The following is a 17,824-nucleotide window of genomic DNA, read 5'->3' as shown; positions in this document are numbered from 1 at the left end:
TTATGAAGTGGATACAAGGACTGTGCATGGCCGCTGCACTAAGTGCCAGCACACACACTTTTGCAGGCAGCCAAAATAGTGGCGAGACCCGCTTTGAACCAAATCAGATTGCTCAGTTTGCCAAACAGGTTGAGCGTTATGCTGCAAATCAGGGTGCACACGTATTTGTTATCGGTCGGGTTGGTCGTCGTCTGGATGACCTCCCTAAGGGCATAGAATTTACCCATGTCGCGCTGGCGGTGTATTCTGAACTCACAACCTCTGAAGGCGAGAAGAGACAAGGTTATGCCATCCATAACTTGTATCAGCTGAGTGACGACCCGGGCACTAGCCAGCTGATAATAGATTATCCTACGGACTTTTTCTGGTCAGTACATGATCTCAAAGCGGCCATTGCGATACCCAGCCGGGCATTGCAACAAAAGCTGCTGGATGCCATTGCTCAGGGCGTGCCAGCCAAAGTCCATAACCCCAGCTATTCAGTGGTGGCTAATCCTTTTAATAATCAGAAGCAAAATTGCACCGAGCATACGCTGAATGTGATCAATGCTGCATTATATAACACCACGGACATGGCACAGCTCAAAGTGAATACGCAGGCCTATTTTAAGCCGCAAGCACTCAATGTAAGTCGCTTTAAACTGGCACTTGGCTCACTCTTTAATGATGGTGTCGACAGCAGTGATCACCAAGGTAAGATCAAAACCACCACCTTTACCTCTATCGTCCGATATCTGAATAACAATCAGTTGCTGGCGCACAGTACGGTACTGACGCCAGATGGTCCGGTTGATTTGAAATACCCACTTTAGGAGAACACAGTATGACTGCACCAGCCCCTTATGCACCAAGTAAAGCATTCAAACTGGCATCTGTTGCCGCTCTGCTGATTGGTATCGCCTGCTACCTGATTGGCCTGTTCAATGCGCAAATGGCTATGAATGAAAAAGGGTATTATCTGATAGCCCTGCTCTATGGCCTGTTTTCTGCGGTCTCTTTGCAAAAATGCATACGGGACAGTCAGGAGCAGATCCCGACTTCAAACATTTACTATTTATTAAGCCTGGTTTCCACTTTATTGGCCGTCATTCTACTGGTATTTGCGCTGTGGCGCGCTGAGTTGCTGCTCAGTGAAAAAGGCTTTTATGGTATCGCGTTTTTGATGAGTCTGTATGCTGCGATTGCCGTTCAGAAGAACGTCCGGGATAGCCAGAGCATAATCGAAACAGTCTCCTCACCCAGCACACAAGTGTATGAAGGCGAGGAGTGATCTGAAGTTAAGAGGCCGCACAATGCGGCCTTATAACATATAAGGATTCTCTCCTCTCGGTTCATTACCTTCCGACGGTGCCAACTGCAAATTTTCAAGCTTGTCGATAATCGTAGTGAGTTGCTCACGCAGCTGGGTGTCACTTCCCTGTTGTGAGGCCTGATGCATTTGGCCAAGTAACTCAGTTATTGCAGCTAATGCCTGGGCACTGGCATCATCACTGTAGTTATCTACCTGCACATTGGCCGACTGAATACGTGCCAGTTGTGCCGTCAATTCGCTAATCAAAGCTTGCTGAGCACCACTTTGCTTCGCCTGTTGAGATTCCTGCTGGCTGATCAGTGACGCCAACACCTTATCCAGCGAGCTCTGATGAAGCTCTAATCCTGCAACAGACTGCGCCAGTGCTTTGGATACTGCCTGAGACTGAGCTGTCTGATTGGTTTGCTGCTGCCTGAGCATAGAGTCCAATGCTGACTTAAGCGTTGCCACATTATTGGCTGCAAGCTGATCACTGCTGGCCATCGCCTGACTAACTGCCTCGCTCAGTGCCTGCACCAACTCGCTTTGCCCTGACTGCTGATAAGACACCAGCACTTCAAGTACCTCTTTGAGTTCTGCCTGGCCCTCACGTGTCGCCGTGTCACTGCTCTGAGCAGCCGAGTTTATTGCCGTCGTTATGGTGTCCAGCCAGTGCGGGAATTGCTGGTTATGCGCCTGGTTTTGTTCAGCAAGTTGCTCTAGCACTTTGAGTATGGCAGGCTGCTCGGCTTGTCGAGTCAATTGTTGCAGTTGCGCTGTCACGCCCTGCTCTCCAAGTACAGCACGCAAGCCTTCAAACTGCTCAGTGTAGTTGTGACTCAGCTGCTGTTTGTCCAGACGTGAGGCTATCTGTGATAACGCACCACTGACCTCAGCCAGTTGCTCAACTGCCAACAAAGCCGGGCTTCCCGCATCATTGGCCCGATTAAGTCGTGCATAGTCTGACTTAATCTGAGCCCAGCGTTCATTTTCCTCGGCTGTGAGCGTGTCTCGCAGCTCACCCAGTTTAAGCAGGTTTTCTTCACTGCCTTTACTCAGTGTTTGCGCTTCACCCCGGTAATGGTCCTGGATCAGGTTTTCCAGTTCTTCCTGATTCATAGCGGCAACGACCTTTTCCGCCATTTTGTTCATGTTGCGGTAACTGCCCTGCAACTTAAATGGCGGCTCAGTGCGATAGCTATCATCCTGAGCAGCCGAGGCAATATACTGGGCATTCACTTTGAGTACAGTCTCACGAATAACCAGCAGTTTCTGAAGTACTGCACTGATCTCATTGGCCTGCGCCTGAGAATAGCCATATTCCAGCTCGTTAAGCGAAATGTCTTCTCCCTGAGCAATACGCACCAGCTTGTACAAGTCAGCCATATTGCGATTTGCCAGTGGTGCCAGTACCGCATTGGATGTCAGCGCATTTTCAACAAAACTCATGGCAAACTCTTGCTCACACCCGGCCAGTGTATCCCCTAGGTTGTATATGTCTGCCCGGTTTGCCAGCATATCCGGGATCTTAAAACTTTCACCTGATTCGGTATACGGGTTACCGGCCATGACCACCGCAAACTTTTTACCGCGAAGGTCGTAGGTTTTACTCTTACCATTCCAGACACCGTCAATCCGTCGTGAGCCATCACACAGCGAAATAAACTTCTGTAAAAACTCCGGATTGGTATGCTGAATGTCATCCAGATAGAGCATTACGTTGTTGCCCATTTCAAAGCTCTGGTTGATCTTATCTATCTCTTTGGCGGCCGTCGCATTAATCGCCTGAGAAGGATCCAAAGAAACCTGATCGTGACCAATAGACGGGCAGTTGACCTTAACAAAAGTCAGTCCAAGGCGGTTTGCCACGTACTCAATCAAAGTGGTTTTACCGTATCCCGGAGGCGAGATCAGTAATAACATGCCCATTAAATCGGTGCGCTTAGCACTGCCTGAAGCACCTATTTGCTTGGCCAGGTTATCCCCGATGATCGGAAAATACACTTTATCAATGAGCTGGTTGCGCACAAATGAACTCAGCGGTCTGGGTTTAAATTCCTCCAGTTGCAGGCGTGCTTTTTGCGCTTGCAAAACATCGGCCTTCAGCTGCTGATAACCCTGATAAGCGGGCAAAGCCTGATCAATATACGCACTGGTGCGAGCCAAAAACTCAGCGTAGTCTAACTCCAGAGTCTGCTCTTCAATACGCGAATGCTGCCCCATCAGACCGGATACCTGCGTCTGCGCCTGGACATCCTGCACCTGATAACTGAGCCCTTTGTGATCCACAAGCAACAAATAATTCGCCGCTTCAATCTGACCTTCACGACTAGCGCCATGTTGTTCACCATAAGCGCTCAGCCAACCCGATGCCAGGCGGCACTTATCAGACAAAGTATTTAGTTCAGCAAAAGTAGCTTGCAGCGTCTGCCAGAAACCTTTGGCCTTGGCCATGCTCTGAAACTGCTCAGCTAACTTACGCGCTCCTGATTGCACTTCAAACTGTGGCAGACCTTTACTACGGGCCAGCACCTGAATGAGGTATTCGGCGCTCAGCGGAGCAGAGTACTGCGCCAGACTCGCTGTATAATCGCCCAGTTGCACTTCAAAACTGCTTATCAGCTCACTCAGCTCACTAATTAACAGTTGGTTGAAACGCGGATCATTGAGTGTAGTGGCCATCAGTTGCGCCTGAGTTGCTTGTTGTTGCAACGGCTGTAACTGTGCCTCATCCAGTGTCGCGACAAACAGCTGGGCCATAACCCGGCAGCTAGCCGGATAAATCAATAATCCAAGCGCGCTTTTTTGTTTCAGTAGCAAGCTCAGGATCTGAGTCGCGTCAAAGTCATGGATCCCTTTTTCATAGCCTTCCTGATATCTGGGCTCAGCAAATGCCTGAACTAAACTCAGCAATGACTCCTCCTGCTGAGCACGTAGTAGCTGCTCCATTGACAAGTCAGACTCACCCCGTTGCGCCGCTCGCAAGATCTGGGCGGCCAAAAACTCACCGCGATAAATCTCTGGTCGTTCAGAGGGTAAAGTTTGCGTCCAGTAGTCAGCCGCCTCAGCTAACTGTGAACGGGCTTGTGGGTCAGGGATCACATCAAAGTACTCCGTCCCAGTCAGGTGTAGCATTAACTCGTCATCGCAGGGTAAGAGCGTCAGGTCAAGCACCTGCTTGTTCACGCTAAAGCCATGCTTGCCAATTTTGACCGTTTTACCACCGTCACTATAGATATCCTGCTTGTCTCTGAGTGAACGGATCCCCTGATCTTTGCAAGCCTTGAGCTTAGCAGCGATGTCATCGGCTTTGACTTCATCGCCAAGTTCCTTCAGCTCCTGAGTCAGGCTACGTAACTTGCTGATCATAGGGTCGGAAGCAAAATAACCGTTGATCTGATCCAGCTCAGTAAAGTTCTGAGTACGTCGGCTCACGCCCTGTAAAATCCGCTCTGCTGCGGTGGCCAGATTCAGTGCCCGGCGCTGACGCTCGTCTATCAGCTGCTGTTTGTGCGCTTCAAAACTTTCGTAAACGTCGTCTCGTTTGGCCAGTATCTCACCCAGAAATTCATCGTACTCACTAAACTGAGACTCCAGCTCCTCAAGCTGGATCAGCAATCGCGACAACTGCTCATCACATTGCTCAGGGGTTTTAGCAGCGCTCAGCGCACTGGTGATACTCTGACTGAACAATTTAAAGCGCGCGGCAAACTCCGCCTTAGCCTCAACACTGCCGAGGCTTTTGCGGCGTATTTCAACGGCCGCCTTTGCCCGGTTAACCAGCGCATACACGGCGCTGACATCTTCAAGGATCTGCGTCCTGACCCGGCTGTCTTCAATTTCCAGGTCCAGCATAGTGTGGTTCAGCAGGTCCAGCTCATCGCCCAGTGTTTCAAGTGACCCGAGGTAGCCTTTAAGTTCCGTGACACTGTCGCTTTGCTCACTTTTCTCGTTAATTTCCTGGAGCTGTTCATGATAAGGCGCAAGGGCTTTATCCTGCTGTAAGAAAGTCGCCGTGGCATGGCTGAGTACCCGGGTCTGCTCATCAATATTGTTTTGGATAGTATTGAGCACATCAAGGTTGATGTATTTCACTTCTTCCAGACTGATCACTTTCCCTTTGAGCAGTTTCAGCGCATCCAGGCTGGCGACAAACTCACTGGCCTGTTTAAAACTGTCGGGGCGCACTTCACGCAATACCTGATGGCTTTCCTGCTCAATATCGGCTTCCGCCTGACGGGCACTTTGCTGAATTTGGCTGACCTTTTCAAACTCATCCAGCACCTGCTCAGAGGTCTCAAAGATGTCGTGCAGTTGCGTATTAATGGTGCTGAAATCAGCTTCAGCGAGCCAGTGGTAGCGATCAAGTATCCCGCGGGTATGAGAGATCAGATCTTCGTAATGAAAAACGCTGGGATTTTGCTCGCTGATGGCCTTACAGACGCTATAAAGATCAGAGATGGCTCTGACTAGGTCCGGATTGCCTATGCGGCCGAATACACTGGTCGGTGTGGGTGCATTAGCAGCAAACTCTGCGGAACAAAAGGGGCTTTGCCAGATCTGAATAGGGTGAACCCGCTCGGCTTCTTCCTGCTCAGCTTTAAAGGTCAGCGTTAAACCATCTTCATAAATGCCATAGCCATGACAATAAATGGGGTTTTGCAGGTTCTTTTCGATGATATTGTAAGCGAACAGTGCATAACGGCCTTCGGTAGGCTCATAAAACACATACAGCACGTCTTCACCGTTTGGCGATTTTAGCTGGCGATGAAACTCCAAATCATCTATTTTTTCTTCAAAATAGCGCGTCTGACCGGATTGCAGATAGTAGCCACCCGGGAAAATAATGCCGTGGTCTTCAGGCAACTGCACACAAGCCTGACCAATGGCATCCTGTCTGAGCACCTGCTGAGTGCGACAATTGTAGACAAAGTAACGCCACTGCTTTTCACGATAAGGCTGAACCCTGAGCAGGATCAGCTCACCGACCTGCGCGTAATCCAACTCACAGTCTGCCAATGACTGATTGCTGTCCTCTACCGGTTCGCTATAAATGCCTTCGCCAGTCTCAGTGTTGTTTTCAATCTTAATGGTCAAGTCGCCACCGACAGTTTCGACAAACACTTTGTCGAGCACATTAATGTGCGGGTGTCGGCCTTCCTCATGCTGGGCACGATCTGTCCTGGTCCATTCAAAATCAAAGCCGCTATGCTCTGAGATATCTCGTTCACCACGGTTATCTATGTAGTCCAGCGTGTTATCCGCGGCAATTTGCCAGCGGAATACCCTGACATCACTCAGCCGGTCACCAATCTGGAACAGTGCAAACAGCTTGCCACCCTGCACAAACAGATGCTGCAAACGAGTTTCTTTGTAATAAGTATAAAGCTCGTCAAAATCTCGTAAAAAGCGGGCATCGGTCAGAAACTTGGTCTCTGACGGATACGGCTCCACTTCATAATGGTCATCCTGTAACACCAGTTTTTGTACGCTGAATACATCACTGACGTGCGTACTTTGCTTCAGACCCATAAAGACGTTGTACGCAAAGATCAGCTTATCACCGATCAGTACTATGTCTCTGGGAATGCAATTGTGCTCCGTTCTAACCCGGGCTCGACCTTGTACTTTCAGCTCAGTGCTGCCAAAGGCGTCAACGCGTTGACCATTGAGTGCATCAACCTGAGTGCGCAGCTCGCTGCCGAAATTGCTCAAGCGACGCTTTATTAGCTGATAGGAGCCCTGCTCCAGTGCACTGTGTGACTCAGTATCCTGACTTGTTGGTTCCATCATATCACTTTCCTGTAATCATATCGGGTGCGTGATCCCGAATTGCCGTCACGCACCTCAAAAAACATTGGGGCTGTGCCCCTTTTCAGGGATTTATTCCTGTGTTGTGTTTTTGGCTGAATTACCGTTCAGTGAATTGCCCAACAGGCTAAGCAGTTGCTGTTTTTCAGCATCAGACGTGTTGCTCAGCTGCTGGAAAAACTTGCTCATATTGATGTTCTTAAGTGTCTCCGATGAAGCATTAGCCCCCGCCAGTACACCTTTCAGGTCGTCCATCAGGTTGCGCTCACCGTTGAGGTGATCTTTAAACACAGTCTGCATAGTCTGGCTTTCGTTGACCAGGCCATCGATGGATTTGCCCAGTGTGATGGCGTTCATAAACTGGTTGAAGAACTGGCCGTCACCACCCATGAAGTTGATATCCGCATCGCTCAGTGCTTTAGCCAGCACCTGTGCCTGATGAGCAGCAATGTCTTTGTTTGCTTCCAGCTGTGCCAGTGTCAGCTCTTTTTGCTGGTTCAGTTGCAGTGTGAAGCCTTCGTAGTCGCGGGCGTCTTTATCCATGGCGTTCAGAGCCTGTAGTTTCTCTTCCAGACCTTTGGCTTCCGCTGACATTCTGCGCTCCAGGTTAATCGCTTCCGCTTCACCCTGTTTCTCCATCGCATCTGCCATGGCAGTTTGTACTTCGGCATCTGCCAGGCCAATATCGCGCTTACCGTGCGCTTCTGCTTCCATCTTCTGCTGTAGTACCTTAGCGTCTGTTTCACCCTGTAATGCATTGGCTTGTGCTTTGGCCTTGATCACGTCAGCTTCTGCCAAGCCTGAGGCAGCCGCTTCAACCTGCGTTGCTTCTGCCAGGATCTTCTTCGATTCAGCCTGTTGATTGGCAATGCGCAGCTCAGCTTCGGCCATTTTTTCCATTTCACGGGCTTTAAAGTCAGCGGCCTGCTCCTGTGCTTTAGCGGCTTCAATGTCTTTCACTAAGGCCTACTCAGCTTCGGCCTGGGCGCGGATCACAATAGCCTGCTTATCACGTTCGGCGGCAGCCAGCGTTTGCACGTCTTTGATACGCTCCTGCTCTTCCGCCACAGTTTTCTCAACTGCCACACGGTCGCGTTGCACATCCGCAATCTCTTTGCGTTCCACTTCCAGCGCTTTTTCTTTGTTAATACGCAGAATTTCGGTTTCTTTTTCGCGCTCAATCACCTCGATTTCGCGTGAACGGGCCACTTTTTCTTCTTCAATCGCCAACACGCGCAGGCGGTTTTGCTCAGCGATATCGACTTCGCGCTGCCTGTTTTGCTCTGCAATCTGAATAGCCTCATCGGCTTTAAGCCGCGCTTCTTCAGACTTCAGACGCTCTTCTTGCTTAACGCGCTCAGCTTCGGCTTCTTCGCGTGCCTGAACGGTTTCAATCTCACGCTTTTGCTTTGCCATGGCGTCTTCTTTCTGACGCTCTATTTCCAGCGTTTTTTCCAGCGCCGCCTGATTCTGGATCTCGATTTTTGCTTGCTCGTCACACTTTAACTGATTGGTTTCAACATTCTGCTCTGCTGTTTTTTCAGTGATACGACGAATACCTTCCGCGTCCAGGATATTGCTAGGATCCAACTTATGAATCGAGGTTTGCTCCAGGTAGTCGATGGCGACATCTTCTAAGGTATAGCCCGACAGGTCCTGGCCAATCACTTCTTTGATCTTATCCCTGAATTCATTGCGATGCGTGAACAGCTCCTCGAAGTGCATCTGTTTACCCACAGTTTTCAGTGCTTCAGAGAACTTTGCTTCAAACAGCTCTTGCAGCGTTTCAGGCTCAGACGCACGCGCGCACCCTACTTGCTTCGCTACCCGCAGTATGTCTTCTTTGTTTTCGTTCACGCGGATATAAAAAGTAATGGCAATGTCGGCACGGATGTTGTCTTTACAGATCAGGCCACTGCTGTCACGGCGTTCCAGCACCATGCGCTTGGTGGAAATGTCCATAACTTCCATCTTGTGGATCACCGGGTAAACAATGCCGCCTGTGGTGGTGACATCAGGTTCGTTTTTCATTTTATTGATGATCAGCGCGTGGCCTTGCTCCACTTTACGATAGAATTTGCCAATCAATAAAATGACGGCAAAAATGACGACAATCGCTGTACCGACGATAGTCAAAACAGGTCCAAGGTTATTTAAAAATTCCATATCTCTTCCTGATAAGTTTTATAAGTTATTCCCGGGCGCTTATCCGGCGCCATTTATAAAGTTGAGCCATCACCAGGGGTTGGTGACGATTGTGTAACTGTGAGTTGTTGCGTTGTGTTCAATCAGCAGTGCTTTATCACCCTGAGTAAACGAATTTTCTTCATCACATCTGACTTCGATCAACTGCTCGCTGCCTTCATGGGAAACGCGTGCCTGGCCAAATGTGGTGGTGACTTTTCCGGTGGCAATCACGCACTCCAGTCCGACTAACGCGTCTTTACTGCTGGTCTGCTGGCTATCGAACACCCCACGTAGCGGCCTGACTAACGCTGCCGCCAGAGGCAATGCCACAACCAGACTACCCAGCATAAATGCACTGCCAATCAGGTAAAACATGACCCCATCACCAAGCAGGTAGGCAAATAATTTTTGTGCGTAGTAACTGACTACCCAGCTCAATGCGACGATTAAGCTGATTGAAACAGTCAAAGGCACACCACCAAAGCCCATTTGCCACAGAGAGCCGCCGTCCGCGCCTCCTTCAGCTTCGATATCGGCATCGCCGTCGAGCATATCGGGGTCGGCAAAGCCTGCCAAAGAAATCAGCCAGAACAGCAACACAATCAGCAGTAGTGTAGAGTAGATCACCGTAGGAAAAGTGAAAGCCGTGTTTAAAAAGTCCATATTTCCTCCTTACACGGGGGATTGTTGCATTTTAAATAACAAAAGGAGCATAGCGTGGTATTTATGAACAAACACCAAGTTGAGCGCCTGCATGGTAAATAAACGTAAATACAACCTACAGCGGACCTGACGAGTGAGATTGAATTTACCCCAGCCCGAGTTATTACGAGATGGGTACGATGTAAAATGGGAAGATTTCTTCACCCCCTTTAAGTTAATATTGCGCGGTCAAAAACCACGCTATAAAAGGGCTTTATACCCTCTTTACCACACAATCAATCTGCCACACCTCGACATATTATGTCAATTCTTTGTTGCGCTTTACTAGACTTTAGCGCCACTCTTACCATTATTTACTTGCTTTTCAGCACTGTTAAGTTTTAATGACAGGAACAAGGAATTGATATTATGATATATATATGGAGCCATTACTGACAAGCCGTAAACTGCTACTGGTTGCTCTGCTGCAGAGCTTTTTTCTGATCATCTTGCATCAATCTGTTGACTTCGCGTTTTGGCCGGGCCAATCCCCCCCCTGGCTGCTTGCCGCCTACTCGTTAGTGATCTTTCTGCCTTCCACACTCATTTTTTCGAGCTTTACCCAGCTCAACAGCGCTTTTTATATTCAACTGGGAATATATGCACTGCTATTCACGTTGTGTGGCTTTTATTTGGGTAGCCAGCTGCTCCCCGAGCGCGCGCCCATACCATCACAGGCGTGGCCGTATCCACTGATCATATTCCTGGCTTCAGTACTGCTTATTCCATGGCTTACCCAGAATAGCCGGGAACGTTGGCTACCCAGCTATGGGGCGCTAAGCCAGGCCATGGGTCGTTTGCTGTTGGTGTTTGCTGCGGCTCAGCTGTTCGCTTTATCTGTACTCATGCTGTTGATGCTGTGGGCCAGTTTGTTTGAAGTCATCGAAATCAGTTTCTTCACCGACCTATTTTCTGAGCCCTGGTTCTATTACCCGGCCATCACATTAAGCCAGGCTATTGGTGTGATCCAGGCTCGCAGCCGCAGTAACCTGGCAAATCAGTTGTTCGCCATATGCCGTAACTTTGCCACCCTGTTGTTACCCGTGCTGGTCGCTGTGGCCATGCTGTTTTTCGTGGCTGTTTTGTTCAGCGAGCTGGATACACTTTGGCAAAATGGCGGCAGCAGCCTGATCTTTGTGTTAGTTGGTGCCATCGTCTTGTGTCTGAACCTGTCGGATGAGGCATTGACTCAGCGTCCCTGGTATCGCCATTTCATTGCACTCGGGCTACTCCTGCTCCCCTGCTATCTTGCCCTTAGCGGCTGGGGGTTATACCTCAGAATAGAGCAATATGGCCTCAGCCTGGCCCGCTTGTGGGCCGTACTCATTGCCTCAGTCAGCATGACAGTCTGCGCGGGTTATGTGTGGCAGTTGGTCACGCACAAAGCCACCTGGTATACCCGATTGAGCACAGTAAACCGACCGGTGACTTTAGGTTTACTTGGGCTATTAATTGCCACCCAAACGCCCTTACTGGACTTTCGTGGCATGAGTGTTAATTCTCAGATAGATCGCCTCACTGCAGGTATCACTCAGCCAGCTGATTTTGACCCGCGTTACCTGGTAAACGAGCTTGGCCGAAAAGGACTAGCGGCACTGGAATCACTGCAACATAGCATCGATGACGAGCAACTAAAGCGTCGGATCCACACCGCGTTGACCCTGGAAACCAAACCCCTGACGACACAAACCTTATTAGACCTGATTGACATGTCAGATGCGCAAAAACAGGCATTGCCCCAGGAGCTGGTGACTGCACTGGAGGTATTCGCCAGACACAACACGCATTTGTTCGATGACGCGACTGAGCTTATGTTACGACCCATTCAGCTGGACAATACACCTGAGGCAGAATATCTGTTTATTGCTAATACTCAGCATCGGGTGGAATTACGGGTGTTTTATCTGGGTGTTATTGATGGCGTGCAGGGCTGGCAATCTGGCTACATGGACCAGAAAGTCTATGGACCGCAATCAAAAGACCTGCTGGAAGCGCTTAAAACGGACAACTTTGAGATTGTTGAACCCAGGTTCAAAGACATTAAGATTGGTGAGCACAGGTTGGAGCTGCACAGCCCGTTTTAACGGGCTGTGAGTTTTGCTTTGAGGTGATTGCGCACTGCTGGCCATTCGCTGGCTAAAATGGAATACACTACCGTGTCACGGATGGAGCCATCAGGCAGAACCTGATGGCTTCTAAGCACCCCATCCAGTTTAGCGCCAAGACGCTCAATGGCCTGCCTTGAAGCATGATTGAAAAAGTGTGTTTTGAATTCCAAAGAGAGCGCCCCACACTGCTCAAACAAATTTTCCATTAGCAGCAGTTTTGCCTCGGTATTAACCGGCGTACGACGCACCGCAGCGCTATACCAGGTGTACCCGATAGAAGCGCGTTTATGCTCAGGTTTAATGTCGTAGTAGCGTGTGGTTCCCACAATATGACCGCTGGCAATAGACCTGACAACAAAAGTTATCTGATCTTCACCCACCTTACTCAGTGCCTTTTCGACATACCCTTGCATTTGATCCGGAGCGGGCACGCTGGCATACCAGAGTTTCCAGCTTTCTCCATCTTGCACAGCTTCCTGCAACTCCTCAACATGCTCAATAGACAACGGCTCTAACCGGATATACAGCCCTTCCAGCACGGTATTTTTTATCCACATAGTTTACATCCTGGTGTTATAGATAAGAGTGTTTAAACTGCGCATACTGCGTTGAGCTTAGGAAATTCTCACTGTTACTGATATCGGCCAGCTCTTGTTCAGAAAACTGAATCTCAAAGATGTCTTTCATAAAAGTCAGTAGCTCAACTGCAGCATCGTATTCACCAGTAATAAACGCAACCTGTAACATGATCAGATAACCATAGGCGCCTGAAGCATTGCGATACAAAGCATCTAAAGCGATACCAAACGCTTCGCGTTTCTGTCCAAGGTGAGCCAGCACCATGGCTTTTTCCATCAAAATTGGCGGGCTAAAACGAATATCATCAGGCAGCTGTTCAAATTGAGTTAGTGCCTGCTCATATTGCCCCATAGTGCGATACAGGTTTGCTTCAAGTAAGCCCTGATACGCCTGCTCACTCCCCTGAAGCAAGGTTTCGCATAAAGCCTGGTGTTGCTTACCATCACAGGTTTCAATAGAGCGGAATAAGGTTTCATGGACAATGGGCAATGATTTTAGCTCTGAGGGCAATTGTTGGTACTTTTCCAGCGCCAACTGCGACTCTTTTTTCTCCATAAGATCCGTGATCGCCGTTACCGCCTCTTCGTGTCCGGCCGCTTCAATCTGCTGATCGTATTGCGCAAAAAAGCGCACTATGCTGGAGCGATAGCTTCGGTTGTTCACATCAACCAGTTTATAACCTTGTTTTGTAAGGGTAATATCCACCAGCGCAAAGGTACCGTTGTCATATGAAAAAATATACTGACTAAGCCAGTAGTCACCTTGCTCACGGCTATGGGTATAGAAAATGTGGTCGAATGAAGACAAGCCCATCATCGCCCCGGCTGAGACAAACGCACTTTTCAACGCAAACTTGGGGTCGTCTATTCCCAGTTCATTTTTCACATACGTTTCACTGGCATGTCGGTCGATGAGGTTTAAAAATGCATTTTCATTGGGGTTATTCAGCACATACTCCACCTTTTTGTTCGCTTCATAAACCGATGCTGACGATTCAATAAAAGCAGTTTTTTTGGTGGACGCACACCCAGACACAACCAAGATTAAAACCAGCAGACTTAATAACCGCTTCATAGTGATTCTCCGACAAATTTCATCTTAGTCTTGTCCTCAAGTTGCTTAACAAAGTCCTGGAATAAGGTGTAGTGAGGGTTAGTCGTCACTTCGCTGACTGTGCCGCCAAAGCCACTATACTTGTTAGCCTGTTTAAGCTTACTGAGGTGCGCAGGCACCGCCTCAACCGGCACAGACTCCTGAAGGGCCTCATATTGAGCATGAAAAGTCACCCGACGGCGGTCATATTCCATGGCACTGTCGATTCGCACATAAGGATCGGCAAACGATTTTTGATAAGCCAGCGCACTGAAGTCAATATCTGACGGCATGAGCAAGGTGACACGCTGAGACAAAGACAGTGGGTACACTTTGGCCAATGGCTGCTTACGGCGCACGGTTTGCGGTAATTTAACATATTGGCTGACATTCCCAGCGGCCAGATAGAATTCTGCTGCGCCATCTTCAAGTGGTTGCCAGAAGTCAGGCACCCAGTAAGATTCCACCACAGTGATCACGTTGTCCTGGCGATTATCTGCAAAACTAATCGGCGCCTTTACCTGTACACCAGGATAAAATTGCGCGTAATAGTTTAGCGAATGCTCCTGAAACACCTTTTTTTCTGACGAGGCCAGTTGATATCGCAATCGTTCTGCCTGCCAGCCGTAATACTGTGACTCAATCCGCCATTGTACGGGCGATACGTAATCAGGGGCGATAATCATCTCATTAATATCAATACCATGGCGTGCCGACTGCACGGCTACGGTGGTCAAAGAGCCCGACTGGCTGTCCACCAGCAAAGCACTGCCATAATCAGGTTGGTACAAACTGGACAATCTGCTTCCCTGATAGTTAATCGTCGGATCAACCCAGAATGTTTCACCATCCAGTGTGAAGTGAGTAATAACATGGTTAAAGGCGCTATGCGTTGGCAAATACTCACTAATGTGAGCACGTTTATCCGTCGACACCAGGGCAGGTTGTGCGTCTATATCCAGCTCACGCAGCAAAGTATTCAGTAGCAGCGTTTTATCTTTACAGTCACCAAAGCGTTTCTCAAATACCTGATGAGGCATGTTGGGCTGATGCGAATTAACACCCAGCTCAAGGCCCAGATAACGGATTTCATCTTGTACAAAGGTAATGGCTTGTTCAATTGCCTGGTGCTTTGGCAATGCTTTAAGTTCAGTGATATAGGCCTTAAGTTCTGGGCTATGTTCAGTGTTTACCTGAAACAATTGTGCCGCCCAGGCCTGCACTTCCAGCCAGGAGTTAAACTCGGTGAACTGAATATAAGGAAACGGGCTGAACCAGCCTGGTAGTTCGTTTTCAACAGTATGGGCTGCGCTGTTTTCGACACGAACCGTATAGGTTTGGGTACCATCGCTTTTCTGGTGTTGCACCTCGGCATTCGGGTTTCCGAATACTTTATGCGCTACTTGTTTATCATCTGGTAAGGTAAGTTTAAAGGTCAGCAGATCGACCGCAACGCCCCAGCCAAGGTTGTCAAAGTAACTGAAACGCTCACCCAGTACCGGATTTTTGCCAGCCAAGCTGTAGCTGTAATCAAGTTCGTCGCCGACACGGATATCCTGAAGCAGGATCAAGGCATCAAACAAACCCAGATACATATTATTTTGCTGATCATCTTCCGCATTGATCACTTTAATATCCTGCGGGGTTAACTGATAAACCGCTTTGCCATCGCGAAAGACAGTGACATTGTGAAATACCAGTTTTTCATACGCTGGATTGAACCGCACTCTGACCGTACTGCCTTCCTGAACGCCGGCAGCATCGGTAAATACATAGCGGTTATGAGAAAAGGACGTCTGCTGTGCATTGTCACTCACCTGACTGTCAACCAGCCGATAATGAAGCGGCTTACGCAGGCTCTCAGGTAATGCTGTTAGTGGCTGCTTAGTAACCCAACCTGGGGCAGACGAAATGGTCACATCAGGACGCTCACCGAGTGCCCGGACAGGACTAAACCAAACCATCAGAACGATGGCGAATATGATGTATAGCTGCTTCATAATACTCAACTTTTTGCTCTTCCTGAACAGCTTGCAGAGCTATCAGGCTTCTTTTGGCACGAAAACGCGTCAGTTTATACAGACCGACACAGGCACGCAAGGTGCTCAGATAGCACTTTGTTAATCACCAAAGCGACGGCCTGCTTTTACCAGTTTGCTAACTTGGCGTAGCGACTCTAGGGGTTAATGGCTTTCTCAGAATAAGCCTGCGTGCCCCACAGAGGCACTGTCGATAAGCTATGTTTAAAGCTACCCGAAGTTTCTTTAGTGGTATAAGAGAGGTACATCAAGGTCTGATGTTCAGCATCATAAATACGCCTGACCTTCATGGCTTTGAAAAACACACTTTTTGACTGTTTGAATACCACTTCACCAGACTTGCTTTTATCTATCTGGGCTATCATTTGAGATGTGATTTCCCCAGTCTGACGACAGGCGATAGAGCTGTCACTGGGATCTGACAAACTAAGGTCCGCCTCAATGCTGGCGACATGGCACGTTACGCCGGTGACAATTGGGTCCGTCATTGAGTGCAACTTGATGTCCTTCAGTGTAAACAGACCAAGCGATACATCGCCTACCTCACTGTCTGAGCAGGCACCAAGTAACATCATTGCTGGAAGCAGTAATAGTCTTTTTTTCATTCTCTTTCCTGAGATATGTGATTTTCTTCAGTTTACCATTGTTGCACAAACCTGCTATTAAAAATATGGCTGACACAGTAAGCCACTGGTATTTATCACAAACTGGTCTAGCTTTATGAATCTATTCATCATCGTTCAAGGTAACCCATGGAACTGACACACCTTTCAAAAGCCACAGCCAAAAAACTAAAATTACTTGTAGAGCGCATTGAAGATAGCCATATTCCCCCCTCAATGCTGGATGAAACCCTGAATATTGCCACCTGGAATATCCGAGATTTTGGCAAACGCAGCCGCAGTGAACTGGCCATTACTCTGATCACACGTATTCTTTACCAGTTTGATCTCATTGCCATTACCGAGATCAGAGATGATTTAACCGACTTCAAACGCGTCATGCATATGCTGGGTCCGAACTGGCAATTTGTGATCAGCGACTGGCAGAGTGACTTTGGCGGCAACTGGGAGCGCACAGCCTTTGTCTATGACAAGCGCATGGTCCAGTTTACCGGCCTCGCCGCAGAAGCGCAGCCCGACAGGCAAAAAGTAGGCGACCAGTACGTTAGCGAGCAATCCTGGTGGCGTGCCCCCTATATGGCCTCCTTCAAAGCAGGCAGTTTTGATTTTATGATGCTGGCCATGCATGCCCGTTGGGGCACTCGCCCGGGTCGCGAACAGGAGTTGGCCAGTTTTGGCGACTGGATAAAAAGCCGCTGGGTAGACAACGCCGATACCGTATTTGATGAAGATCTTATTGTGGTGGGAGATTTCAACATTCCCCGAGTTGGTGATCGCTATTATCAGGCACTCACCCAGTCAAGCGGATTACAGATGCCACTGGCGCTGGCAGACATCAATGACACTGCAGCAAGTGCTGGTAATAAACGCTACGACCAGATTCTACATCGTGCCAGACATGCGTTTAGTTACGCCGACCAGGGCGGGGTGATTGACTTTGCCGTCAATGGCCTGATGGCAGCGTTATTCGATGATACCGGCACCCCAGAGAGTAAATGGACCTTTGAGCTGAGCGATCACTTCCCGCTCTGGGTGCAAATCAATATTAACAATGAGCTGGCCATACTTAACAACATCATTCAGAACGAGTAACAAAATATTACCTAAATAATAGACAAGCATTTCATTTAATAGCACAATGCGTTTTGACGAACGATACCCGTCTGCTTAATAACCTTACCTGCATTGAGGTGTGGAATACTGTGATGGCAACAAATGTGTCAGCGCCTGCCTGTGACTCAGGTGCTGCATAACCCCACCTATAATCATGTAAGCAGCAGTGCTCCCCCCCCCCCCCAAACAGGCAGGATATTAACGCATTTTGCTATAGTATCTTCGTTGAACAATAAAATACCAATTTCACTTAATACCTGTTCAATTTGAAGGAGCAAA

General features: G+C 48.7%; 12 protein-coding genes. 4 read left to right on the top strand and 8 right to left on the bottom strand.

Annotated elements, in window-relative coordinates; all coding sequences use genetic code 11:
- Positions 1 to 2 precede the first annotated feature (2 nt).
- Complete coding sequence (locus AT705_RS19785) at positions 3 to 812, top strand: DUF2145 domain-containing protein (protein ID WP_058798102.1); 810 nt, start codon at positions 3 to 5, stop codon at positions 810 to 812.
- Positions 813 to 823: 11 nt separating this feature from the next.
- On the top strand, positions 824 to 1,270 hold the full coding sequence (gene yiaA, locus AT705_RS19780) for an inner membrane protein YiaA (protein ID WP_058798101.1): 447 nt from the start codon (positions 824 to 826) through the stop codon (positions 1,268 to 1,270).
- A 30-nt stretch (positions 1,271 to 1,300) separates the two neighbouring features.
- Here yiaA and AT705_RS19775 read toward each other — a convergent pair whose 3' ends face one another.
- The 4 genes from AT705_RS19775 to AT705_RS19765 all read right to left on the bottom strand — a co-directional run bounded on the left by AT705_RS19775 (position 1,301) and on the right by AT705_RS19765 (position 9,952).
- Positions 1,301 to 7,084, bottom strand: coding sequence for a DNA repair ATPase (locus tag AT705_RS19775; protein WP_058798100.1), 5,784 nt, complete (start codon positions 7,082 to 7,084; stop codon positions 1,301 to 1,303).
- A 90-nt stretch (positions 7,085 to 7,174) separates the two neighbouring features.
- On the bottom strand, positions 7,175 to 8,062 hold the full coding sequence (locus AT705_RS25765) for a hypothetical protein (protein ID WP_237113861.1): 888 nt from the start codon (positions 8,060 to 8,062) through the stop codon (positions 7,175 to 7,177).
- 6 nt (positions 8,063 to 8,068) lie between these two features.
- Positions 8,069 to 9,268 (bottom strand): flotillin family protein, encoded by a 1,200-nt coding sequence (locus tag AT705_RS25760; protein WP_237113860.1) that lies wholly within the window; start codon positions 9,266 to 9,268, stop codon positions 8,069 to 8,071.
- A 69-nt stretch (positions 9,269 to 9,337) separates the two neighbouring features.
- A complete protein-coding gene (locus tag AT705_RS19765; RefSeq protein ID WP_058798099.1) occupies positions 9,338 to 9,952 on the bottom strand; it encodes an OB-fold-containig protein in 615 nt (204 codons plus the stop codon).
- A gap of 419 nt (positions 9,953 to 10,371) precedes the next feature.
- Here AT705_RS19765 and AT705_RS19760 point away from each other — a divergent pair, with 419 nt between their 5' ends.
- Entirely contained in the window at positions 10,372 to 12,075 is a 1,704-nt protein-coding gene (locus AT705_RS19760) for a DUF4153 domain-containing protein (protein WP_058798098.1), read from the top strand.
- Here the strand turns inward: AT705_RS19760 and AT705_RS19755 are convergent.
- From AT705_RS19755 to AT705_RS19740, 4 genes are all read right to left on the bottom strand, one after another.
- Positions 12,072 to 12,656 carry a GNAT family N-acetyltransferase gene (locus tag AT705_RS19755; protein WP_058798097.1) on the bottom strand — a complete coding sequence of 195 codons (585 nt, stop codon included), beginning with the start codon at positions 12,654 to 12,656 and terminating at the stop codon, positions 12,072 to 12,074. The genes AT705_RS19760 and AT705_RS19755 overlap by 4 nt on opposite strands.
- 16 nt (positions 12,657 to 12,672) lie before the next feature.
- Positions 12,673 to 13,752 (bottom strand): tetratricopeptide repeat protein, encoded by a 1,080-nt coding sequence (locus tag AT705_RS19750; RefSeq protein ID WP_058798096.1) that lies wholly within the window; start codon positions 13,750 to 13,752, stop codon positions 12,673 to 12,675.
- Positions 13,749 to 15,770, bottom strand: coding sequence for a DUF3857 domain-containing protein (locus AT705_RS19745; protein ID WP_058798095.1), 2,022 nt, complete (start codon positions 15,768 to 15,770; stop codon positions 13,749 to 13,751). Before AT705_RS19745 ends, AT705_RS19750 begins: the two co-directional genes overlap by 4 nt.
- 176 nt (positions 15,771 to 15,946) lie before the next feature.
- Positions 15,947 to 16,414 (bottom strand): CreA family protein, encoded by a 468-nt coding sequence (locus tag AT705_RS19740; protein ID WP_058798094.1) that lies wholly within the window; start codon positions 16,412 to 16,414, stop codon positions 15,947 to 15,949.
- A gap of 147 nt (positions 16,415 to 16,561) precedes the next feature.
- Between AT705_RS19740 and AT705_RS19735 the strand changes: the two genes are divergently transcribed.
- Complete coding sequence (locus AT705_RS19735; protein WP_058798093.1) at positions 16,562 to 17,524, top strand: endonuclease/exonuclease/phosphatase family protein; 963 nt, start codon at positions 16,562 to 16,564, stop codon at positions 17,522 to 17,524.
- Positions 17,525 to 17,824 lie beyond the last annotated feature (300 nt).

The sequence above is a fragment of the Pseudoalteromonas rubra genome (genome assembly GCF_001482385.1).
Classification (GTDB): domain Bacteria; phylum Pseudomonadota; class Gammaproteobacteria; order Enterobacterales; family Alteromonadaceae; genus Pseudoalteromonas; species Pseudoalteromonas ardens.
Note: the sequence above shows the minus strand (reverse complement) of the source record. Positions and strands in the feature narration are given on the sequence as shown.

What these genes read in the sequence shown, in the direction of transcription:
- AT705_RS19785 (WP_058798102.1), top strand. Translation starts at nt 3, where the DNA reads ATGAAGTGGATACAAGGACTGTGCATGGCCGCTGCACTAAGTGCCAGC.
- yiaA (WP_058798101.1), top strand. Translation starts at nt 824, where the DNA reads ATGACTGCACCAGCCCCTTATGCACCAAGTAAAGCATTCAAACTGGCA.
- AT705_RS19775 (WP_058798100.1), bottom strand. Translation starts at nt 7,084, where the DNA reads ATGATGGAACCAACAAGTCAGGATACTGAGTCACACAGTGCACTGGAG.
- AT705_RS25760 (WP_237113860.1), bottom strand. Translation starts at nt 9,268, where the DNA reads ATGGAATTTTTAAATAACCTTGGACCTGTTTTGACTATCGTCGGTACA.
- AT705_RS19765 (WP_058798099.1), bottom strand. Translation starts at nt 9,952, where the DNA reads ATGGACTTTTTAAACACGGCTTTCACTTTTCCTACGGTGATCTACTCT.
- AT705_RS19760 (WP_058798098.1), top strand. Translation starts at nt 10,372, where the DNA reads ATGGAGCCATTACTGACAAGCCGTAAACTGCTACTGGTTGCTCTGCTG.
- AT705_RS19755 (WP_058798097.1), bottom strand. Translation starts at nt 12,656, where the DNA reads ATGTGGATAAAAAATACCGTGCTGGAAGGGCTGTATATCCGGTTAGAG.
- AT705_RS19750 (WP_058798096.1), bottom strand. Translation starts at nt 13,752, where the DNA reads ATGAAGCGGTTATTAAGTCTGCTGGTTTTAATCTTGGTTGTGTCTGGG.
- AT705_RS19745 (WP_058798095.1), bottom strand. Translation starts at nt 15,770, where the DNA reads ATGAAGCAGCTATACATCATATTCGCCATCGTTCTGATGGTTTGGTTT.
- AT705_RS19740 (WP_058798094.1), bottom strand. Translation starts at nt 16,414, where the DNA reads ATGAAAAAAAGACTATTACTGCTTCCAGCAATGATGTTACTTGGTGCC.
- AT705_RS19735 (WP_058798093.1), top strand. Translation starts at nt 16,562, where the DNA reads ATGGAACTGACACACCTTTCAAAAGCCACAGCCAAAAAACTAAAATTA.